Annotated in this window: 4 protein-coding genes; all 4 read right to left on the minus strand. The window is 67.0% G+C overall.

Annotated features, from left to right (window positions below; genetic code table 11):
• The coding region (locus VK519_RS14100; RefSeq protein ID WP_324350784.1) for a poly(ethylene terephthalate) hydrolase family protein at positions 1-559 on the minus strand (559 nt) is incomplete at its 3' end.
• An 81-nt stretch (positions 560-640) separates the two neighbouring features.
• Positions 641-1,456: an AraC family transcriptional regulator gene (locus VK519_RS14105; RefSeq protein WP_324350780.1), complete on the minus strand. Its 816-nt coding sequence runs from the start codon at positions 1,454-1,456 to the stop codon at positions 641-643.
• Positions 1,457-1,536: 80 nt separating this feature from the next.
• Positions 1,537-1,800 (minus strand): flagellar biosynthesis protein, encoded by a 264-nt coding sequence (locus tag VK519_RS14110; RefSeq protein ID WP_324350781.1) that lies wholly within the window; start codon positions 1,798-1,800, stop codon positions 1,537-1,539.
• A partial coding sequence (locus tag VK519_RS14115; protein WP_324350782.1) for a flagellar hook-length control protein FliK occupies positions 1,797-3,253 on the minus strand: 1,457 nt, incomplete at its 5' end. The genes VK519_RS14110 and VK519_RS14115, both read right to left, overlap by 4 nt.

Raw genomic sequence — 3,253 nt, forward strand, 5'->3', positions numbered from 1 at the left:
AGAAGGCAATGAAGTGGTCCACGTCCACGCGGGCGCCGGCGGCGGCAAGGGCTGCAAATCCCCCGGCCGAGAAACCCGCAGCGCCCAGTCGCCCTGTATCCACGTGCGGTGCCAGGGCGGGATCGGTCAATACGGCTTTCAACGCGGCCTTGAGGTCTTCGGCGCGTTCCCAGATCAGCGTACTTCCCGCTACTGTCATTTCATCCATGCCGTTGTTACCCGGATGGTCCACGGCGATCACCACGTAGCCGGCGCGCGCCATGGCGATGCCGAACCAGCCCATGATCCGTGCGGTGCCGCCGTTGCCGTGCGACAGCAACAGGGTGGGAAACCTGCCGCTGGCGATGGCGGCGTCCGCAGCCGCGGCACCGACATTGAACAAGGGCGCGCCGGGCGGTCCCACGGTAATCGATGTTTCCTTCGAGTCCGCGGCTGCCGGGTACCACACGGTGTAGCGCACGACATCACGGTGGGCGGCATCGCGCACGGCGGCGCTGGGCATGTGCGTGGTGCCGTGGCGTTCGCCGACCGGCGTTGAAGGCTGCGCACAGGCGGCCATTGGTACGCCCACGACGAAGAACGCCAGGGCCAGCCATCGAACCATTGATCGCATCTTAAATTCCCTTCAATGTGGATTGACTCAGTTCAGCGGCAGCCAGATCTCAACGCCGCCGTTACCCGTGGTGTCGTCGAAGCGCTCGTCGTAGCGCTCGAGTTCCGGCGCATCGGCGAGAGTGAGGCCCGAGTTGGGCAGGTAGTCGTTCAACAGCCAGTACCAGGTGGAACGGATGCTGCTGATGTGCCCCTCGTGCCAGCCCACCACGTAGCGCCGGGCCGGTATGCGCACGGTTTGCCATCCCCCGCGGACATTCGAGAACGACGGCACGGCGTGGCCTGCGATGTAGTCGAAATTGCCATCCTCGTCGCTGTTGCAGCACACGCCATAGGCGATCGGCCCGGCACCCTGGCATTCGCCCAGCAGCCGCTGCCACTGCGAGGGAATCGACGCCACCGACGGGCCGCGGTGGCGCGCGCCGATGCCCGCGACCAGCAAGGTATCGGCGTCGGCCAGGCGTGGCTCCTGTGCACAGGCCGTGGATGCATCGTCCAGCTTGACCGCATCCACCAGCCGCAGGCCGTCCAGGCCTCGCTCACGCACATCTTCGGGGGTGCGGCCGAACTGTTCGCCGAAGGCACGGGTAAATGCACCATGGGATGAATAACCCGCGGCAAGCGCCACATCAAGGATGTCGCTGGCTCCGGCGGCAAGCTTTCGCGCCGCCTCGCTCAGGCGGCGCCCACGCAGGTAGCGCACGATCGGGCTGCCGGTGCTGGCCTGGAACAGGCGCGAGAGATGGAACGGCGAAACGCCCACCACCTGTGAGATGTCAGCCAGGGCGAGGTCTTGCTCGTAGTGGCTTTCGATGTACCAGAGGGCTTTCCGGGCGGCACCCATGCTTGGTCTTTTTCGCGTTGGCAGGATTCGGGCGAAGGTTAGCCCAGGGCCCGCCATCCGCGTTTGACCGTACTTGCTGCCTAGTCTTCGCCGGCGCCGTGGATGGCGCCGAGCACCGCGGCCAGCAATACGTAAAGCTGGTCGGGAATATCCTCGCGAAGCCGCACCGCGGCGAGCACGGCGGCCACCTGCGGATCGACGTTCGGTGCCAGCCCCCGAGCGTGGGCACGCGCCAGCATGGCCTCCACGTCCTCCGCTGCGAGTTTCTGCGATGCGGTCGTGCGCGTGGAACTGGACAGGCGAAGCGTTACCTTGCGCCGTGGCGAGGGCAGGGCCTGGGTCATGCCGTGGCCTGCAGGAATACAGCACTACGCTGGCTTGCCACCTGAGGCAGGCCTTGCACGATGGCCAGGTGCTCCACCTGCATGCCGGCATCCTCGATGAGGCGGTGAAGCTTCGGTGCCTGCGCCTCGAGCTGGCGCACGGCCAGTTCGAACTGTGCATGCAATCGCACCGTCGCCCGCGAACCACGCAAGTGGATGTCGCCTTGCAGGGGTCCGAGACTGGGAAGGTCGATGGTGAAGCCTAGCGTCCAGCTGTCGCCGGAGGATTCTCCCGGTGCGACGGGTTCGCGTTCAACTTTCAACTGGAGCACGTCGTAACCACGCACGCCGCGAACCGGGAGTTCGAGCATCCACGCATTGGCTTGCGGTTGCGATTCGAGCTGGCTCACTTCCAGCCGGGCCACTGCACCGCGCACGTTCGCGCGCAGGTTTTCGACCAGGCTGTCGAGGTCGGTCTCGGCATCCACCACCACCCGCGCCTGCGTCAGCAGCGCGCGCTGCCGCAGTGGCGGAGGCACTTCCTGCGCATCCTGTGCGGCCACGCGGGTGCCGAGTACCGGTTGCCGCGCGAGCGCGGCCACGACCTTGAGCAAGGCGGCCTTCCAGTCGTCGCCTTCGCCTGCGGGTGCCGCCCCGTTTGGCAGTGGCAGCGGTGCCGGTCGCGTTACCGGCGTATCGGCCTGGCGGCCCGGTGTCCCGCTGGTCGTTCCCGGACCCTGTCCCAGCAGCTGCCCAAGCGAGCGGCCAAGGGATTGGCCGAGCGCCTGACCGAGGCTTGGCGCGGGACCGGCGTTGACACTCGTGCCCTGCGGCGTGCCGGCCGGCGTTCCCGATGGTGTCCCGCTGTTCACCGGCGCACCGCCGTCCTGCCCGCGGGCTTCGTCAAGCAGGGTCGATTCGAAGAACAGGCCGCTGCGGGCAATGGCCTGCTGCAGTTTGTCCGGCACGGAAAGTTCATCTGGCGTGGGGATGGCCTGTTCGAGGTTCGCCAGCGCCGTACGCAGTTCCGGCGGTAAATTCCTTGAAGCGGGACGACGCGAGAGCGCATCGAGGGTGCCGAGCAAGGGCGCGTAGCCTGCCTGTTGCGGCAGCCGGTCGCGCAGGGCCTGCATCAGCACCTCGTCGTTGGCGGCATCGAGCACCACTTCGAGCTGGGGCAGGGGGCCGTTGCTTGCCACGCGCACGGTGAATTGCGAGGGCAACGATACCGAAGTCGGATCGGCCTCCACCGTTATGCCGGCGATCTGCAGCACCAGCAGTCCCTCGTCGTTCAATCCCAGCAACTGCGCCTGCATCACCGCGCCAAGGCGCAGGGCTTCACCGACGCTGCTCGCGGCAGCGCCGGCCCAGACCTGGGCGGCGATCGTGGTGGGTTGGATGATCACCGTCGCAAGTTCCTGCATGGGGTGAGTGGTTGTCCCCCACGGTATCGGCGGCCCCGTCGCGGTCTTTA

The organism is Pinirhizobacter sp. (assembly GCF_035317885.1).
In the GTDB taxonomy this organism is placed as follows: Bacteria; Pseudomonadota; Gammaproteobacteria; order Xanthomonadales; family Rhodanobacteraceae; genus Pinirhizobacter.